Genomic DNA, 16657 nt, shown 5'->3' with positions numbered 1-16657 from the left:
GCAGGTCCTTTAGTCGATCGTGACGTAGGCCGGGCCGGAGTAGCGGCCGCTGGTGAGCTTCTGGCGTTGCAGGAGCACGTCGTTGAGGAGGCTGGAGGCACCGAAGCGGAACAGGTCCGGCTGCAGCCACTCCTCCCCCACAGTTTCCGCGACCGTGACCAGGTACTTGATGGCGTCCTTGGAGGCGCGGATTCCGCCTGCGGGCTTCACGCCGATCTTCTCGCCGGTGAGGCGGTGCCAGTCGCGGACAACCTCGAGCATGGACAGCGTCACGGGCAGCGTTGCCGCCGGGGTGACCTTGCCGGTGGAGGTCTTGATGAAGTCACCGCCGGCGAGGATGCCCAGCCAGGAGGCGCGGCGCACGTTGTCATAGGTGTTCAGCTCGCCGGTTTCGAGGATGACCTTCAGGTGCGCGTACGTACCGTCGGGGCGCTTGCACGCTTCCTTGACGGCGACAATCTCGTCGAACACCTGCCCGTACCGGCCGGAGAGGAATGCGCCGCGGTCAATGACCATGTCTATCTCATCGGCTCCCGCGGCAACGGCGTCGGAGGTGTCGGAGAGCTTGACGGAGCGGGACGCACGGCCGCTGGGGAAGGCGGTGGCCACGGCGGCGACGTTGATACGGCCGGGGGCGCCGTCGTCGTGCGCTGAACCCAGCGCTTCCACAGCGTGCGGCACCATGTCTCCGTACACGCAGACCGCGGCGACGCGCGGGGTGGACATGTCGTCGGGATCCGGCACCATAGCCTTGGCCACCAGCGAGCGGACCTTGCCCGGCGTGTCCGCACCTTCAAGAGTGGTGAGGTCGGTGAGCCGGATGATGGTGTCCAGCGCCCAGGCCTTGGAGGTGGTCTTGATCGAGCGGGTGCCCAGGGCGGCGGCGCGGGCTTCGAGGCCCACGGCGTCGACGCCGGGAATGCCTTCGAGGTAGCGGCGCAGGCTGCGTTCGGTGAGATCGCCACCGATCACGTCCAGGGCCCTCGACGCCGGTGCAACGGTGGTTCCGGCGCGCGTGGTTTCCATGGTCACAGGTTCTCCATACTTCTACTCGCTGCCATGCGCGGAACGGTTCCCGGCGTACCCGTTTGGCCTTGTTGGGCCGGGGGTATCGATAGCGTCGGGACAGGTGATCGGACCCGCATGGACGCTATGACTTTACCACCGCCCAAACCCGGAAGATTTGTGCACCTCCGGTGACTTCCGAGGGGTCGGAAGTCACCGGAGGTGCGCAAAAGTTCGCGGGGGTTAGGCCGCGAACACCGCATCGATCACGTTCTGCGCCCACTCGAGGATCGCGGCATCCGCCAGATCGCGGCCCCCAAATGCAGCAGTCTTCGGCTTCGGAATCAACGCCGCATTCATCGCCGGCTTCACCGACGCCCCCGGGTACATCCGCTTCAGGCGCATCTCCTTGGACTCGGGCAGGTTCGCCGGCGCGAACTTGATGAAGTTGCCCTGCAGCGCCACGTCCGTCAGGCCGACCGACCGCGCCCGCACCCGGAACCGCGCCACGGCCACCAGGTTGACCACCGGCGCCGGCAGATCACCGTACCTATCGCGAAGCTCCTCAACCACCTCGTCAATCGCGGCATCGGTCAGGCACGAGGCAAGCTTCCGGTACGCCTCAAGCCGCAACCGCTCCCCCGGCACGTAGTCATGCGGCAGGTGCGCGTTCACAGGCAGCTCGATCTTCATCTCGGCGGCCTTCTCCTCGGCCTCTCCACGGAAGTTCGCAACGGCCTCACCGACCAACCGGATATACAGGTCAAAGCCCACCCCGGCAATGTGTCCGGACTGCTCCCCGCCCAGCATGTTTCCCGCGCCACGGATCTCGAGGTCCTTCAGCGCCAGCTGCATACCGGCGCCGAGCTCGTTGTGGGACGCCACGGCCTTCAGCCGCTCCAGCGCCACCTCGCCCAGCGGCTTCTCCGACGGGTACAGGAAGTACGCGTACGCCCGCTCACGCCCACGCCCTACGCGGCCTCGCAACTGGTGCAGCTGCGAGAGCCCGTAGTTGTCCGCCCGGTCAACGATCAGCGTGTTCGCGTTCGAGATGTCCAACCCGGTCTCGATGATCGTTGTACACACCAGGACATCGAACTTCTTCTCCCAGAAGTCCACAATGATCTGCTCCAGCCGGGACTCGCTCATCTGTCCATGCGCGACGGCGACTCTCGCCTCCGGAATCAGCTGCTGCAGGTGGGAGGCCGTCCGGTCAATCGAGGACACCCGGTTGTGCACGAAGAACACCTGCCCCTCGCGCATCAGTTCACGCCGGATCGCCGCGGAGGTCTGCTTGTCCGTGTACGGGCCAACATAGGTGAGCACCGGGTGCCGCTCCTCCGGCGGTGTTGCCAGCGTGGACGTCTCACGGATCCCAGTCAGCGACATCTCCAGCGTTCGCGGAATCGGCGTGGCGCTCATGGCCAGTACGTCCACGTTGGTGCGCATCTTCTTCAGCGCTTCCTTGTGCTCAACGCCGAACCGCTGCTCCTCGTCCACAATCACGAGCCCAAGATCCTTGAAATGCACCTCGGTGGACAGCAACCGGTGCGTGCCGATGACGACGTCGACCGAACCGTTCTTCAGCCCCTCCACCGTTTCCTTGGACTCCTTGGTGGTCTGGAACCGGGACAGCGCCCGGATCCGCACCGGAAACCCGGAGAACCGCTCGGAGAACGTCTCGAAGTGCTGCTGCACCAGGAGGGTGGTGGGCACCAGCACGGCCACCTGCTTCCCGTCCTGCACAGCCTTGAACGCAGCCCGGACGGCGATCTCCGTCTTGCCGTAACCCACATCGCCGGAGACCAGACGGTCCATGGGGACTTCCCGCTCCATGTCCGCCTTGACCTCATTGATAGTCGTCAGCTGGTCCGGCGTCTCGATGTACGGAAAAGCCTCCTCAAGCTCCCGCTGCCACGGCGTGTCCGGCGCGAACGCGTGCCCGCGCGAGGCCATCCGCGCCGAGTAAAGCCGGATCAGCTCACCGGCAATCTCCTTGACGGCCTTGCGCGCCTGGTTCTTGGTCTTCGACCAGTCGGACCCGCCCATCTTCGACAGCGCCGGCGTATCTCCACCGACATAGCGGGTGACCTGGTCCAGCTGATCCGTCGGCACAAACAGCCGGTCACCCGGCGCCCCGCGCTTGGACGGCGCGTACTCCAGCACCAGGTATTCGCGGATGGTCTTGGTGGGACCGGCGCCCGTGGACCGCTGGATCAGCTCGATGAACCGCGCCACACCATGCTGCTCGTGCACCACAAAGTCACCTTCACGCAGCTGCAAAGGGTCGACGGCGTTGCGCCGCTTCGAGGGCATCTTCCGCATGTCGCGGGTCCCCGAAGCAGAAGTGCGACCCAGCAGGTCAGCCTCGGTCAGCAGCCCCAGTTTCAGCCCGTCGAGCACGAACCCGCGGCCCGCAGAGGACGTGGTGATCTCGATGATTCCCGGCTGCGGCGAGCGGTCAAGCGAGTCAACGCGCGACGCCGGAATGTCAGCATCGTGGAACAGCTCAGCCAGGCGCTGGGCCGGCCCGGGGCCCTCGGTTGCGACCACCACCCGCCACTGGTCCCGCACGCGCCCGCCGAGGAACTCCATCATCTCCGCAACGTCCCCCTGGTACCCGCGCGGCTCACGCGCCGCAACGGTGAAACTGTCGACCTCGGTCAGCAGCTCGTCGGACCCGAAGGACGTCACCGACCACCACGCAACGTCATTCGCCAGCGCGGAGGACCGCGTATCAACCAGCGAGCGGAAGCTCGCCGCTTCGAGATCGGCACCCAACTGACCGCTCAGATCGACCGGCGCCGCACCGCCGTCGGACGCTGTTGCCCACGCTGCCTGGAGGAATTCCTCGTTGGTCGCCTCGAGGTCATGGGCACGCGCGCGCACCTTCTCCGGCTCGACGACGACGGCAATCGACCCTGCCGGCAACTCGCCGACAAACGGGACCATCGCGTCAACCAGCACCGGCGCCAGCGACTCCATGCCCTCGACGGCGATTCCGCCGGCAATCTTCTCCAGCATCCCCGCCGCAGCCGGCAGCTGATCCTTTAGATGCGCGGCACGGGACATGACCGACGGCGTGATGAGCAGCTCGCGGCACGGCGGCGCATACAGCTCCGCGGGTGCCCCGCGATCACCGTCGGTGGGCAGCGAACGCTGATCGGCCACGGCGAACCAGCGCATCTGGTCCACCTCGTCGCCGAAGAACTCCACGCGGATGGGGTGGTCCTCGGTGGGCGGAAAGACGTCGATGATCCCGCCGCGCACCGCGAATTCGCCGCGGTGGGTGACCATGTCCACGCGGGCGTACGCGGCGTCGGCGAGCGCGCGGACCACCTCGTCGAACCCGCGCTCCTGACCCACCTTCAGTGTGACCGGCTCGAGCTCGCCCAGCCCGGCAACCAGCGGCTGCACGACGGCGCGGATCGGCGCCGTGATCACGCGGATCGGGTCAGCGCCCGGGTGGGCAAGCCGCCGCAGGACGGACAGCCGCCGGCCCACCGTGTCGGAGCGCGGGGAAAGCCGCTCGTGCGGCAGCGTCTCCCAGCTCGGAAATTCTTCAATGCCCGACGCCGGCAGGTAGCTTCGCAGCGCAGCTGCCAGGTCTTCTGCCTCCCGCCCCGTGGCGGTGACTGCTACAACAACGGGATTGCCGCCGTCGTCGTCGTTTGAGGCCGATGCCAGCCCGTCCACCATCTCCGCCAGCAGCGCCGCACGCAGCCCGGTGGGTGCGCCGATCTCGAGATCGGTACTGCGGTCGGCAACCCGGCGGGATGCGTTGGTGCGCACCCGTGCGAAGGAGGCGTCCTCCTGCAGGGCAGATCGGAGACCGTTGAGGGTGGGTCCGGAGGGGGCCATGGCGTTCCTTCAGGGGTAACTTGAAATGAAGCTGAGCACGGAAAAGACAACACGAAAGCCCGAAATTCCTAAGAATCCCGGGGAGTAGTTCAAGCCTACTCGTATTCGGCGCGTGGGCAGGGCGCCTGTGGACGAGGCTGCAAACTCAACGCAAGCTCGAAGCCGGCGCTCACATAGGATGTACCGGAAACCCAATAGACCTACCCCGGAGGATTAGTGGCACTCAGCGCCTCAACCACCCTGCCCTACAGCGTCCAGACGGTCACGGACGTGTTCACCGATGAAGCGTTCCTCAAGCACACCAGTGAGCACGTCGGAGGGGAGCTGAAGTCACTGACGGTCGACGGCGACACCTCCGCCGCTTTCACCCTCACCGCTGTGCGAACGCTGCCCACCACGCGACTGCCGGATTTCGCCCGCAAGTTTGTCGGCGAGACCATCACCGTGACGCAGACGGAGAACTGGGCCGCACCGCTGCCTGACGGCTCCCGCGAAGCAAAGGTCACCATGAAGGTCTCCGGTGCGCCCGTGACGGTCGACGCCGTCCAGCGCCTGGTTGCCGAGGGCACCTCCACCCGTGTGGACCTCGAAGGCAACGTGACCTCGTCCATTCCGTTCATGGGCGCCAAGATTGCCGACGCCGCTGAACCGTTCATCGGCAAGGCCCTGAACGTTCAGGCTGCCCAGGCGAAGAGCTGGCTGGAGAACCGCTGATGCAACTGCCCCTCGCGCTGTCGATAGTCCTGGTGATCGCCGGGCTCTGGACGCTTATTGTCTGGCCGCCGTTCCTCCGTCGGGTGTTCAAGGACCCGCGGTCCAAGGATGAGAACGGCGCACCCACCCGGTTCCTCAAGGTTCACTTCATGCTGGTGACCACCTCGATGATCCTGGGAGCAGCAACCCTGGTGATCGGAATCCGCACGCTGGCAGCCTGAATCCCAACGTAACGTGCGTCACGTCCGTACGGACTCCCCTGCTAGGGTCTTAAGCAGGTGCGCCGGGAAGTCTGGTCGGCAATAATTTCTTCCTGCCCTGAAGGAGCCGCTCGTGTCGAGTTCTCAGCCCCGGAACGTCCTCGGACGGTCCAGTTATCCAGAACATCTGCGGATCGGGGAGATCCTCCGGAAAGAAACCGTCGGCGGTATCCTGCTGATCATTGCGGCCGCACTGGCGCTTGTCTGGGCCAACTCGCCCTTCGCGGACAGCTACTTCGCTCTCCGGGACTTCGAGTTCGGCTACGAGCCATGGCACCTGAAGCTTTCGGTAGGACACTGGGCCGCTGACGGCCTGCTGGCCATCTTCTTCTTCCTCGTGGGCCTTGAGCTCAAACGCGAGTTCGTGGCCGGCGACCTGCGGAACCCCGCACGCGCCATTGTTCCGGTGGCAGCAGCTGCCGGCGGCGTCATCGTTCCCGCTCTGATCTACGTCCTCGTCAACCTCGGATCGCCGGAAACCATTCGCGGCTGGGCCATCCCCACCGCTACGGACATCGCGTTTGCGGTGGCCGTTCTCGCGGTCATCAGTTCCCACCTGCCGAGCGCCCTGCGCATCTTCCTGCTGACATTGGCAGTGGTGGATGACCTGATTGCCATCGCCATCATCGCGTTCTTCTACACGGAAGAGGTGGAGTTCACGTTCCTGCTGCTGACGCTGATCCCGCTGGCGCTGTTCGCGTTCCTCGCGCAGAAAAACCCCAAGTTCTTCGGGAAGAACACATCGGCGGCCTGGTTCATCCTCCTGCCGATCGGTTTTGTCACCTGGGCGCTGATGCACGCATCAGGCGTCCATGCCACAGTGGCCGGCGTGCTGCTCGGCTTCATGGTTCCGGTACTGCGCATCGGCAAGGGCGGCAAGTCCGTGTTGCCCCGGCCAAACAAGCCTGGTCTCGCGGAGACCTTTGAGCACCGCTTCCGCCCGCTCTCCGCAGGCATTGCCGTGCCGATTTTTGCGTTCTTCTCGGCCGGTGTGGCAATTGGCGGCGTCGACGGGTTCGTCAACGCGCTCGGAGATCCGGTCACCCTGGGAATCATCCTGGGCCTGGTCCTGGGCAAGCCCATCGGCATCCTCCTGACCACGTGGACAATCACCAAGACCACCAAGGCGACCCTTGACCCCGATTTGAGGTGGGTGGATCTCCTCGGCGTCGGCATCCTCGCGGGAGTCGGATTCACCGTCTCCCTGCTGGTCAATGACCTCAGCTTCGCTCAGGGGTCGGAGCCGAACGACAACGCCAAGGTCGCCATCCTGACCGCATCGTTGCTCGCCGCGCTGCTCGCTACCGCTCTCCTGCGCTCCCGCAACAAGCGCTACCGCAGGATCGAAGAGGCGGAAAAGGTAGACGCGGACGACGACGGCATCCCCGATCTCTTCGAAGACAACCCTCCGCGACGCTAACGCCGAAAACGCGCGCTAGCGTCGCTGCGCCCCTCCCGAGGAACACACAACGGTCAGGAGTTCGCGGCGAGGACCGCTTCCTCCAGGGCCACCCACGCGAGCATGGCGCACTTCACACGCGCCGGGAAGCGGGAGACGCCGGCGAACGCAGCCGCATCCCCCAGTACCTCTTCGTCCGGCACGATGGTCCCGCGCGAGCGCATGAGCTCACGGAAACGATCGAGCTGCTCCATCATGTCGTCGCGGGTTTCTCCGCTGACCAGTTCGGTGAGGACCGAGGCAGACGCCATGGAGATTGCGCAGCCCGCTCCCTCCCACGCCACCCGTTCGATGCGGGAGTCAGCAATCCACACCCGCAACGTCAGCTCGTCGCCGCAGATGGGATTGAGCTGGTGCGACGCGCCGGTCGCCAGAGAGCCGGTTGCCGGCGAGCCGGCAACCGGCTCTTCCTCAGGCACCGAACCAGCGCCCGACGCCGGATCCGTGCTTCCCTGCCCCACCCGCCGTTTCGCGTGGTCAAGGATGATCTGCTGGTAGAGGTTCTCGAGTTCGCTGCTCATGCCGATACTCCGGACGCCGCTGCTCCGAAGAACGAACGGACTTCGGCAACGGCGGTGAGGAACGCGTCCACCTCGTCGGTGGTGTTGTACAGGTAGGTGCTGGCCCGGGTGGACGCCGTCAGCCCCAGCTTCCGGTGCAGCGGCTGCGCGCAGTGATGGCCCACCCGCACGGCGATGCCGCGGGAATCGAGGTACTGCCCCACATCATGGGCGTGGACGCCGTCAACATCGAACGCCGCCAGCCCGATTCGGGGCTGACCCGAACGCGGGCCCAGCACCCGGATTCCGTCGATCGCCTCGAGGCCAACCACCAGCCGCTCCCCCAACAGGCGTTCCCATTCCTCGATCCGGTCCATGCCCGTCTCGGCCAGGTAGTTCACGGCCGAGCCCAGCGCAACCGCCTGCGAGATCCGCTGGGTGCCGGCCTCGAACCTGGCCGGCGGCGGAAGGTACTCGGCACGCTCCATGGTGACGGTGGTAATCATTGAGCCGCCCGTGAGGAACGGCGGCATCGCGTGCAGGTGCTTCGCCCTGCCGTACAAGGCGCCGATTCCCGTGGGCCCGAGCATCTTGTGCCCGGAGAACGCAACAAAGTCCACGTCCAGCGCCGCAACATCGAGCGGCAGGTGCGGCACCGACTGGCAGGCATCCAGAACGGTCAGGGCTCCCACGCCGCGGGCGAGGGACACCAGCTCAGCCACCGGGTTGATGATGCCCAGCACGTTGGATACATGCGTGAACGCGAGCAGCTTGGTGCTGCCGTCGATCACCGAGGCGGCTTCCTCAAGGCGGAGGGCGCCGTCGTCGTCGACTGGAATGTAGCGCAGGGAAGCACCGGTACGCGCGGCAAGTTCCTGCCACGGGATCAGGTTGGCGTGGTGTTCCATCTCGGTGACCACAATGGAGTCCCCCGGGCCGAGCGCATACGGGCGTGCGGCGTCCCCGCCGAGGCCCAGCGAAGCGTTCGACAGGCTGTACGCAACGAGATTCAGGGCCTCCGTGGCGTTGGACGTGAAGACGATCTCATCGGGTGAGGCACCAATGAAGGATGCGACGGTGGTGCGGGCGTGCTCGTACGCGTCGGTCGCTTCCACCGCGAGGGAGTGGGCGCCGCGGTGCACGGCGGCGTTGCGCTGTTCGTAATACTCCTGCTCGGCCTCCATCACGCTGATGGGGTTCTGGGAGGTGGCTCCGGAATCGAGGTAGACCAGCGGCCGGCCGTTGAGCTCATTGGCCAGTAGCGGGAAGTCATTGCGGATGCGGCCCACTTCCTCATCCGAGAGCGGATGGGATGGAGCTGACAGGATGGGCATGGAACTCCCTCGACGGCGAATGTGCGCTATTCAGTCTACTGCCGGCAGGTTGGTGTGGACCCGTTCATCGCCGGCTCGACCTGAGGGCGGTGAAGGTCTGTCCGTGGTCGTTGGATACCTGCACGCTGTCATGGGTTGCAACCCAGATGCGCTGGGTCGAGCCGTCGATGACCTGCGTGGCAATGGCTGACGCCTCGCCCTCAACGCTCCCCTGCGCCACCCAGCTCACACCGCCGTCACTGCTCGTGTAGACGCGGCCGTCGGGTCCGATTCCGGCCGCCTTCTCCTCAGACAGTGCCGTGAACACCAGCAGAGGGGCATGACCAACAGTGGCCCACGTTGCGCCGCCGTCTGCGGAACGCTGGAGGCCCTTCTCCGTGGTGGCGAGGACAATGCTGCCCCGCGGCGATCCGGCGAGGTGATGGGTGGGGAACTGGCCATCCGCAGCCTGCCATTCAGTGCCGTCGTCGGTGACCTTGAGTTCGCCGTCGAACCCCACGATTCCGCCGTGGGTAGCGGCGAGCGCATGGAAGTCGGATTCGCCCTGCAGGGACAGCGGTTGCCACGTGCGGCCACCGTCAGTGGATCGGATCAGTCCCACAGGATCCGGCAGGTCGGAGCCCGGGCCGGGATGCCCGGACGCATAGAACTCATCTGGAGCCGCAGCGGTGAAACCCATCAGGTCAATAGAGGGCCCGATCTGCACTGCCGGGGACGCCGAGACATCAAACAATCCGTCATGGGTAGCCAGGAGCACCCGGTTGGTGGCCGGATCCACGCTCATCCCGTGGATGTGGGCAGTGGGATAGTGAGACGCACCGGCAGGCGCACTCTCTGACGGGCTGGCCCCGGCACAGCCGGTGAGGACCAGCAGTACGACGGCGATGGCAGCCGAGCCCGACGCCCGCCGCCACCGCGGCAGCCCGTGTGAGTGGGAGAACCACGAAGCTTGGGAGTGCAGGCGGCGGGACATGGAACATTCCTTGGAAAGCGAGGTTCTGACGAGGTAGCCCGGCGAGGAACCTGGCCCTGTAGATGCTACCCACCGCCCCGCCCTGCGCCGAAACCCGCGCCGCCCGGAAAACAGTCCGGGACTCGCTGGCGAGCGTAAAAGGAGCCGACGACGGCTGGGGACGAGCCTTAGTCTGGGGAAGGCTTCGACGTCGCCGGCTCCACTCATCACTCTAGGAAAACTACCCACTCCAAACACGAGTAGTAGGTACCCGATTTTCCCCTTCCCGTAGCGGGTAGGGTACTCAGCCGATACTCGCTGGATCAGCCCCCGGCAGCTCATCGCGGCTGGTGATTCCGAGCTTGGCGAAGATGCGGTAGAGGTGGCCTTCAACGGTGCGGACGGACACGCCCTGGGCTTCAGCGATATCCCTGTTGGAATAGCCTTGACCGGCCAGCCGCGCGATGTCCAGCTCGCGCTGGGTGAGCTTCGATGTGGAACGTACCGCCTCGAACTGCGGGCTCTGCAGTCCTTCGAGTTGCCCGATGATCGTATTGAGCTTCTGCTGCACCGTCCGTGACTTGTGCTCTTCCCCGCGCTGCGAGAGGTACCGCACGGCCTTGCCCAGGCACTCGGCGGCCACCAGCAGGTAGCCGGAGGACTGCGCCAGTTCGGCGGCGTCGATCAGCGCGTTCGGGTCCTTCTGGACCGCAGCCTTCGCCATCGCTGTCATCACAGCGCCTTCCGGCCCCTCGAAGGATTCAGTGAGCCGGGCCAGCGGTTCAAAGCAGCGCTCATCCCCCAGCCGTCCTGCCAGTTCATAGGCCACGGCGGCCAGAACGGTCATCCCGTCAGTCGCCGCCTGCTTCGCCAGCACGTGCAGTTCCTCGATGCTCCGGGCGGCGCCCTGAAACAGTGCGTTGGCCGCGACCACGTGCACCTTGCCGAGGAGCTGCGCCTGGCGGGTGCCGATACTTGCGCCGGCCTCGAACTCAGTGGCGTACACCTTGGCGCGCGTGGTGTCCCCCACCATGGTGCACGCAAACGCCGCGAGCCCCAGGGCCATCGGCATGAGTTGGTTGGAATCGGACTCCCGCAGGCCCTCCACGCCGAGGATCAACGCGGTGCGGGCACTTCCCATGAGACCCTTGCGCAGCGCGATGAGCCCCTCGGATAGCTCCGTGATGCCGGTGAAGGAGGAGGGACCGCTGGCTTTGCTCCGCACCAGTGTGTCCAGGAGCTCCTCGATCTCGTCCCAGAGCCCGGCGTGGGCCATTGAGACGAAATGGCGCGTGATCACAAATTCCGAGTGCCCCACGAACTTGTGTCCGTGCGCTGCGATGATCTGCAGGGCTTCCCCGGTTGCCTGAGTGCCTTCGACCGCCTTTCCCATGGAGCCGAGCGCCTCCCCGAGCAGACTGAGAGCAGCGAGCCGAACCTCGTCGCTGCAGTACGGGTCCGCGAGGACCTCCCGGAGGATCTTCTCGGACTCCTGAAACCTGCCTTCGTAATTCAACGCGAAGCTCTCCAGGATCCGGTGGCCGTTGGCGGATACACCCAGGCCGATCGCCACCTGCGGATCATCCGGAGGCTCCATCTCCGACGCGATCCGGTCAGTGATGCGTTTCCAGCGCGCAACGTCCTCCCGGATTCGCTCGGCCGCGTTGGAACCGCGTACCCGAAGCGCCACGGACAGCAACGAGGCCTCCTTGGCCAGGGTGAAGCTCTCGCACTGATCAAGCACTTCGTCGACAATCTGCCGCGCATACGGGAGGTTTCCCCGCGTGGTCTGTGCGCGTGCAATCTCCACCAGCGCGTTACCGCGCAGCTTGGGTTCATGCACGGCCCGGGCAGCGCGCAGGGCAAACTCGGCGTCATGCAGGCGGTTGGCTACCACCGCCGCCCGCAGCAGCGTCTTGTCATCCGGCGGCAGCCCGCAGTCCAGCCCCCAGGCCACAAAACGCAGGAAGCCGTCAGCCGTGCTGGAATCATGGTCCAGGACCTCGAGCACTTTGCGGCGGATGGCCAGGCTGCGGCCGGCGGGCACGTCCTGCCGGATCACTTCACCGTAGAGCGGGTGACTGAGCGTGACCAGTCGGTCCCTGCCCCCTTCCACGGCGATGAGGCCGTCCTCCTGCAACGCGGTGACGGCCGGCCGGTCCGTGCAGTGAACCAGCGCGTCCAGCGGCATGGGTTCGGCGAGCGCCAGCGTCTCCAGCACGGACAGCTCTTCCGGCGTCCGGCGCCGGAAGCGAACCTTGATCAGGTCCACAAGGCTCACGTCCAGCGGCGGCGCCGGGCCGACCAGGCGCCACACCTTGTTGCGCACACCCAGATAGCCTGAGCGTTTTCCCTGCCGCAGCAGGGCCAGCAGGAACATGGGATTTCCGCCGGATGTCTGGGCGAGGGTGGCGCTGACGCTTGACAGCACGTCGCCGCCCAGTTCACGCCGGCACAGCTCATGCACCTCGGGCGCACCGAGCGGCCTCACGTGGTACCGGCGCAGCAGCCCGTCCTGGTGCAGGGACCCGAATTCCGACGACGGATTGGGCGCCGTGCGTGCCAGCGCCAGGACGCGGGCCCGCCGGCCTGCGATGAGCTGGGAGAGCAGCACGCTGGTGTTGTCGTCCAGTTCGTGGGAATCGTCCACGAGGAACAGCGGCATTTTCTTCTTCTGGCCGTTGCTGCTGGATTCCAGGTGCGCCATGATGCTGCGGTACACGGCTACGGAGGAGCCGACGTCGTTAATGGACAGCGAGTGCAGGTACGGTGAGAGCGCTCCGAAGGGCACCTTCCGCAGGGAGGGGCTCGCAGAGATGGGAAGCACGGCAACGCTGCCGTCCAGTTCCCTCGCCACGGTCCGCGCCAACGCGGTCTTCCCCACGCCGGCCTCGCCAACGAGGATGGCGCCGAGGTACTGGGATCCGGACAGCACAGAGGCGATTTCTTCGACCAGGTCTTCGCGGCCAATCAGATCCTGGCCGCCGTCGGTGTGTTCCCCCATAAGCCGCCTATTCCAGGAGCAGAGCCAGCTGGCTACGCGATGACACCCCGAGTTTCGAGTAGAGCCGATAGACGTGGCCTTCAATGGTCCGTACGGAAACGCACATAACTTGAGCTATATCACGGTTGGTTCGGCCCTGCGCTACCAGCACGGCAATGCTACGTTCGCGGTCCGTGAGCGATTCGAGTGCGCCCCGCCTGCCGGCAACCCCGGGAGCGCCGACGTCGCGCAGCACCTTTCCGGCGGCGGCCACAGTGACCTGGTCGCCACTTTCCTGGGCAAGCTCGGCCGCCAGCCTCGCTGCATCGGCGGCCAGCCGGCAGTTCCCGAGTTCCGCGGCCTTCTGCGCGGCGAGCATCAGCTGGTGGGTGTCCTTCGAAGCGATCCCCTTCCCATACAAGGCGCAGACTTCAGCGAACGGTCCCTGCGAGGCGAGTGCGGAAGACACCAGCCTGTCCGCTACTGAACCGAGGCCCAGCTGGACGCTCTGGCACAGGAACAACAGCTCGTGACCGTGATTGCCCAGGGCGCGGTCTTCATCGGCGAGCTGCAGCATCCGCTCGGCCACCTCGGCCGGTGCATGCGTGGCGGTCGTGGCCAGTGTCATGAAGTACTCAACGCCGCGCGAAGAGTGCCAGGACAACCGCTCCGGCCGGTGGTCGGCTCGTTCCAGGTGTTCCAGTGAGGCGCGGGCCTCCCCCACCAGAGCGTAGGCATAGGCGGAAGCCGCCTCGGCCACGGGAAGGGCGTGCTGCCGGTCGTGGACCCGCATCTGACTGAGCGCGGGGAGCAGCTTGTCGAGCGCTTCGGAGCCGCGGCCCCCGTACGCGAGCAGGCAGCCTTCGGCGAACTCCGACGCCGAGCCGTCATAGGCGCTCTCCTTGCCGTGGTTCGACGGGGAGGCGGCCATGGCAAGGCACTCGCTCCAGCGACCGGAGACCACGAGCAACTTGAAAACCCGAGCCATCGCAGCTTCCTGCAGCAGGGAGTCCGTGCTGGTGTCCAACAGTCGGGCGACGATGGTTGAGGCCAACCGGACGCCGTCGTCCTGGCGACCGGTCATGGCCAGCGCCTCAGCCAGCCACCCCAGGAGTGCGGGGTTCTGCTGTTCAGCTGCGTGGTCGGTCAGCAGGTGGCCGAAGCTCTCCAGCAGCTCCGCGTAGCGGCCGCTGTAGCCGGCGAGTTCGGCTTCGAGTTCGTCCACATCCCGAATGAGGCCGTTCAGGTCCGCGGAGACCGCCTCCGCTGCAAGCCGTTGCCGGACCTCCCGGAGGAGAGGTTCGGCTTCGGCATACCGGCTGGGATTTTTCATGAGCAGGCGGCACTGCAGCAGCCTGATGTCCAGCCAATCCTCAAAGTGCGGTTCGGCGTGGGTCTCGAGGAGCTGGTCAAGGACGGTCAGGCCGCCGGCGAAGTCGGCCTCGACGCCCATCGCCCTGGCTTCCTCGATTACCGCCTGGGATAGCGCGGAGTAATTGGGGATGGCGTGGATGAAGCGGAGCGCCAGCACTCCCTGGCGGTGCCGGTTAGCGAGGCGGGCGGCGTTGATCAGGTTTTCGGCCGGGATGTCAGCGCCGGATTCAATGCACCAGGAGGCGAAGGTCATGCGGGCAAGCGCGGGGATGTCCCACTCCTGCGCTTCCACTGCGAGCGCGCGCATCAATTCACGGCCGCGGCCCAGCGGAACCTGGGTGCGGACCACCTCGCTGACAAGACCATTTGCAATCCTCACCAGCGGCACCTCTGTCCGCTCAACGCGGATGGCCCGTGTGATCTGCAAGGCGTCAACGGCTGAGGAGGGGACAAAGCGGAGCAGGAGGTCCAGTGGAATCGCTCCCACTACGGAGATCAGCTCGATCGCCTCGCGCTGCTCCGGGGGCAACCGGCGCAGGCGGACCATGATCCAGTCCGTCATTGACCGCCGCGTCTTCGGTGCGGATAGCGGCTTGGCCACCCACACGCCGTCGCGCTCCAGCATTTCGCCGGAGTCCACCTGTTCGCGGGTGAGCGCCTGGAGGAAGAGCGGGTTACCGCCAGTGATGTGCCACATGCTTGCCGCGGCGGCCCGGGACACCGGTGCGTCAAGGGCTGCGGAGAGCAGCCTGGTGGTGGAGGCCAGGTCCAGCGGGTCGAGGTCGATCCGCCGCAGCGCGCCGTCCTTCCAGAGGTCGCAGAACTCCTCCGGGGAGGCGTCAATGGACTGGCAGATAGCAATCAGCTTGACCGCTTCCACGCGTACCAGGTGCGCCAGCGCCATGGCGGAGGAGGAGTCGAGTTCCTCGAGGTTATCGGCGAGGATGAGGGTCTGCCGGCCGTCGTCGCGCCGTGCGTAGAGTTCCTGCAGTCCGCGCAGCAGCATCAGGGGGTTGTCCACAATCGCGTCGTCGAGATCGCTGAGGACAAAGCTGAGGGCCCCATAGGGCATTTTTGATGCGAGTGCCGAACCGCGGACGTACACGAGTTCAAACGAGTCATCGAGCTGGCGCGCCATGCGCTGTGCCAGCGCGGTCTTTCCCACTCCGGATGGACCGGTGACAATCACTCCCCGGCTGCTGCTGTCCAACAGGGCGTCCCGGACGTCGTCCAGTTCCGTGTCCCGGCCTACGAGGGGCCACTCGCCGTGAACGTTCAACATTCTGGGATCCCGGCGCTTTGGAAGCTTTCGCCTGGTGGCCATACAGTATCGACCGGCGGTGCTGACAAATCATCGTCAGCACCGGACATCACTAGTTCATTCATCAGTCCGCCCCAACACGTCATGCGCTAGGCCAATAGACTACGCCCGATCATCCGATGCCGCACCCATTGTTTCCTTGATTTATCAACTATGTGTACCAACCGCGCACAGGCACAAAAAAGGGACCGACGTTGGGATGGGGGTGGCCCAGTCTCAGAGGCCGCCCAACGTCGGCCCCCGCTTTTGGGGCCATCAGGCCGTGCAGTCCTGTTCGGAACTGCTCATCCAGTTTACCGCTATTTTCCCGCAGAATGAAACTTCTGCTGGGTGGTCAGCAAACCGTCCAGTACAACGCTTTCGACGGCGTCAGCCGCCTCCTCCAACAGGATCGGGAGGTCCTTCTTTTCGGTGGAGCTGAAGTCGCGGAGCACGTAGTCCGCGGCTTCCTGCCGGCCCGGCGGACGGCCTACGCCCACGCGGATCCGCAGGTAGTCCTTGGTGCCGAGCGCCTTGCTCATATCCCGCAGTCCGTTGTGGCCGCCTTCTCCTCCGCCGATCTTGAGCTTGATCGTGTTGAAGGGGATGTCGATCTCATCGTGGACCGCCACCACGTGGTCCGGCTCGATCCCGTAGAACTTCGCCAGCTGCGAAACGGGCCCGCCGGTGAGGTTCATGTAGGTGAGCGGCTTGGCAAGGATCAGCTTCGGCCCGCCTATTCCCAGCCGGCCCTCGAGTACGACGGCGCGTGCCTTGGAAGTGCCGAACTTGCCACCCAGCCGCGCACCCAGCACGTCGAGGACCATCTGGCCCACATTGTGCCGGTTGCCGGAATAGCCGGGCCCGGGATTCCCGAGCCCGGCTATCAGCCAGGTGTTGTCAGGCACTGGTGGG

At 65.7% G+C, this 16657-nt stretch carries 11 protein-coding genes; 3 read left to right on the top strand and 8 right to left on the bottom strand.

Annotation, left to right across the window (positions count from 1 at the left end; all coding sequences use genetic code 11):
- Window positions 1-9 precede the first annotated feature (9 nt).
- A complete protein-coding gene (gene deoC, locus ABFX19_RS14890; RefSeq protein WP_056549246.1) occupies window positions 10-1026 on the bottom strand; it encodes a deoxyribose-phosphate aldolase in 1017 nt (338 codons plus the stop codon).
- Between the two features lie 222 nt (window positions 1027-1248).
- Window positions 1249-4866 carry a transcription-repair coupling factor gene (gene mfd / locus ABFX19_RS14885; RefSeq protein WP_346028790.1) on the bottom strand — a complete coding sequence of 1206 codons (3618 nt, stop codon included), beginning with the start codon at window positions 4864-4866 and terminating at the stop codon, window positions 1249-1251.
- Between the two features lie 216 nt (window positions 4867-5082).
- On the opposite strand from mfd, the gene ABFX19_RS14880 reads away from it, so the two are divergent.
- From ABFX19_RS14880 to nhaA, 3 genes are all read left to right on the top strand, one after another.
- Entirely contained in the window at window positions 5083-5580 is a 498-nt protein-coding gene (locus ABFX19_RS14880; protein WP_346028789.1) for a DUF2505 domain-containing protein, read from the top strand.
- Entirely contained in the window at window positions 5580-5801 is a 222-nt protein-coding gene (locus ABFX19_RS14875; RefSeq protein ID WP_056548728.1) for an SCO4848 family membrane protein, read from the top strand. Before ABFX19_RS14880 ends, ABFX19_RS14875 begins: the two co-directional genes overlap by 1 nt.
- Window positions 5802-5913: 112 nt before the next feature.
- Window positions 5914-7260, top strand: a complete 1347-nt coding sequence (gene nhaA / locus ABFX19_RS14870; protein ID WP_346028788.1) for a Na+/H+ antiporter NhaA — start codon at window positions 5914-5916, stop codon at window positions 7258-7260.
- A 53-nt stretch (window positions 7261-7313) separates the two neighbouring features.
- Here the strand turns inward: nhaA and sufU are convergent, their stop codons facing one another.
- The 6 genes from sufU to pth all read right to left on the bottom strand — a co-directional run bounded on the left by sufU (window position 7314) and on the right by pth (window position 16650).
- On the bottom strand, window positions 7314-7820 hold the full coding sequence (gene sufU, locus ABFX19_RS14865) for a Fe-S cluster assembly sulfur transfer protein SufU (RefSeq protein ID WP_346028787.1): 507 nt from the start codon (window positions 7818-7820) through the stop codon (window positions 7314-7316).
- Window positions 7817-9133, bottom strand: a complete 1317-nt coding sequence (locus tag ABFX19_RS14860) for an aminotransferase class V-fold PLP-dependent enzyme (protein ID WP_346028786.1) — start codon at window positions 9131-9133, stop codon at window positions 7817-7819. Before ABFX19_RS14860 ends, sufU begins: the two co-directional genes overlap by 4 nt.
- A gap of 64 nt (window positions 9134-9197) precedes the next feature.
- Window positions 9198-10106: a F510_1955 family glycosylhydrolase gene (locus ABFX19_RS14855; RefSeq protein WP_346028785.1), complete on the bottom strand. Its 909-nt coding sequence runs from the start codon at window positions 10104-10106 to the stop codon at window positions 9198-9200.
- Window positions 10107-10389: 283 nt separating this feature from the next.
- Window positions 10390-13089, bottom strand: a complete 2700-nt coding sequence (locus tag ABFX19_RS14850; RefSeq protein WP_346028784.1) for a LuxR C-terminal-related transcriptional regulator — start codon at window positions 13087-13089, stop codon at window positions 10390-10392.
- 7 nt (window positions 13090-13096) lie between these two features.
- Entirely contained in the window at window positions 13097-15724 is a 2628-nt protein-coding gene (locus ABFX19_RS14845) for a helix-turn-helix transcriptional regulator (RefSeq protein ID WP_346028783.1), read from the bottom strand.
- 338 nt (window positions 15725-16062) lie between these two features.
- Window positions 16063-16650, bottom strand: a complete 588-nt coding sequence (gene pth / locus ABFX19_RS14840) for an aminoacyl-tRNA hydrolase (protein ID WP_428831056.1) — start codon at window positions 16648-16650, stop codon at window positions 16063-16065.
- Window positions 16651-16657: the final 7 nt, after the last annotated feature.

This window comes from Arthrobacter parietis (assembly GCF_039530425.1).
GTDB lineage: Bacteria > Actinomycetota > Actinomycetes > Actinomycetales > Micrococcaceae > Arthrobacter_D > Arthrobacter_D parietis.
Note: the sequence above shows the minus strand (reverse complement) of the source record. Positions and strands in the feature narration are given on the sequence as shown.

Excerpts from the sequence above, each read along its gene's own strand:
- deoC (WP_056549246.1), bottom strand. The coding sequence starts at position 1,026 with ATGGAAACCACGCGCGCCGGAACCACCGTTGCACCGGCGTCGAGGGCC.
- mfd (WP_346028790.1), bottom strand. The coding sequence starts at position 4,866 with ATGGCCCCCTCCGGACCCACCCTCAACGGTCTCCGATCTGCCCTGCAG.
- ABFX19_RS14875 (WP_056548728.1), top strand. The coding sequence starts at position 5,580 with ATGCAACTGCCCCTCGCGCTGTCGATAGTCCTGGTGATCGCCGGGCTC.
- sufU (WP_346028787.1), bottom strand. The coding sequence starts at position 7,820 with ATGAGCAGCGAACTCGAGAACCTCTACCAGCAGATCATCCTTGACCAC.
- ABFX19_RS14860 (WP_346028786.1), bottom strand. The coding sequence starts at position 9,133 with ATGCCCATCCTGTCAGCTCCATCCCATCCGCTCTCGGATGAGGAAGTG.
- ABFX19_RS14855 (WP_346028785.1), bottom strand. The coding sequence starts at position 10,106 with ATGTCCCGCCGCCTGCACTCCCAAGCTTCGTGGTTCTCCCACTCACAC.
- ABFX19_RS14850 (WP_346028784.1), bottom strand. The coding sequence starts at position 13,089 with ATGGGGGAACACACCGACGGCGGCCAGGATCTGATTGGCCGCGAAGAC.
- ABFX19_RS14845 (WP_346028783.1), bottom strand. The coding sequence starts at position 15,724 with ATGTTGAACGTTCACGGCGAGTGGCCCCTCGTAGGCCGGGACACGGAA.